This is a genomic window from Arthrobacter sp. UYCo732, assembly GCF_040547265.1.
GTDB lineage: Bacteria > Actinomycetota > Actinomycetes > Actinomycetales > Micrococcaceae > Arthrobacter.
Genome location: NZ_JBEPPJ010000050.1, coordinates 1 through 1764, shown reverse-complemented (window position 1 = coordinate 1764; position 1764 = coordinate 1). Strand labels below are relative to the sequence as shown.

At 63.7% G+C, this 1764-nt stretch carries 1 protein-coding gene; it reads right to left on the bottom strand.

Annotated elements, in window-relative coordinates; translation table 11 throughout:
* The coding region (locus tag ABIB45_RS22470) for an IS1634 family transposase (protein WP_354218041.1) at positions 1-1595 on the bottom strand (1595 nt) is incomplete at its 3' end.
* Positions 1596-1764 lie beyond the last annotated feature (169 nt).

The window sequence follows — 1764 nt, the reverse complement described above, 5'->3', positions numbered from 1 at the left end:
CTGGTGCCGAGGTGGCGGAGAAGGGCTTGGTAGGAGCGCGCCGGGGTGCCGTCGTCCAGGGTGCGGGTGCTGGCCTTCCGTGCGGCGGCGGTGGAGCGGTGCACGGAGGCGACGGGCTCCTCGGGGACGGGCCGGTCTTCGTCGGTGAAGGTCAGGGGTGTGAGGGCCTGACGCAGGTGCCAGGTCAGGTGCCCGGCGAGCATGCAGAGGAACACGTGGGCGCGGGTGCGTTCCTCGGTGTGGTGGTAGATCGGGCGGATGTGCAGGTCCCGGGATTTGAGGGTTTTGAAAATCTTTTCCACGTTCGCCAGGGACTTGTAAACCCGGACCGTCTCGGCGGCGCCCATGGTGTCCTCGTTGACGCTGGTGCGGATGACATAGATCCCATCCAGATCGGCTTCCCTGGCGATGGTTTCCGGGTTCCGTTCCCAGGCCAGGGTGGTGTCGGTGATGGTGAGGGTGAAGTGCTTGGCCATATTGTTCTTCCCCAGGGTTTTCCCGACTCTGAGCCCGGTCTTCCCGGCGTCCTTGAGCCGGCCCGCGGTCACGGCTTTCTGGATGGTTTTCAACCGTTCTTCGGTCACGTCAAGGAGCTCTTCGCGCTTGCGTTTGCGCAGGGAAGCCAGGGCGGGGTTGTAGCAGGCGATCAGCCGTTCCCCCGGGTAGTCCGGGTGGCTGATTTCGGCGAGGTTCTGCTGATCGAACAGGCTCATTTGCAAGGGGCCCTGGTCCTCGGCGAGGGCCTGGATGGCGGTGTTGCGCAGGGCGCTGACCCAGCCCAGGGCGGTGTTTTTCAGGTCCTGGATGCGGGCGGAGGTGATCATGCCCCGGTCCCCGACCATGACCATGTCTTCCACCCCGGCGAGGGCCTGGATTTCCTTAGCGATGGCAATGAAAGCGGTCGGATCCGCCGTGTTCCCCGGTAACACGCGGACCGCGACGGGGATCCCGGCACGGGTGGCCAGCATCCCGTACTCAATCTGCTCCACCCCGCGCTTTTTGTCCCGGGAATAGCCATGCGCGGCCAGGGGGTTGTGGGTGCCGGTCACCCACGAGGAGGAAAGATCAAACAGGGCCAGTTTCTCCGGGTTCGCCTCCGGGCGCAGATAGGTGAGGACCAAGGCTTTTTCAATCTGTGCTTGGCGGGTGCCGAGCCAGTCCATGGCCCGGTACAGGTCATCGGTGCTCACCGGCCCCAGGTCAGCCCCGAGGGTAGAGTCGGCGAACCAGGACAGGGTCGCCAGCTTCGAGGACGGCGCGCAGATCCGTGCGGCCAGCAACGCCATGACCAGATCCCGTTCCCGGCACGCCGGACCCACCATCGCCTCGAACCCGAGTCCTCGGGCCATGGCGTACACGGCTTCGATATGGCCGTGAGGCAGGGAGCGGGTGATCTGCAACGCCACTCCGGCCTCCACCATCGTCTTGCCCGCCAACGACGCCTTCAGCGTGTCAATGGCTGGAGCCGGCAGCGCCGAGAGGTTGGCGAGGGTTTCGTGTTTGACCTTCCCGTCCTCCCGGAAGGAGCGGCGCAGCAGCACTGAGCGGTACTCGACCTCCACCCCGGACTTGTTCGTCCGGCGGGAAGTATTCACGGCTACATGCATGGCAGGCGCTGCCTTGGTCATACCCCGACAATACGCTTCACCGCGGTCAAAGTGAAGAGATATTCAAAATAATTTAGTGGCTACAAATGTCGGTACAAAAATGGTCCTTCCCCCGGAATCCAGAAGGAAAACGAGGAAAGGACCAACGTAACTTCAG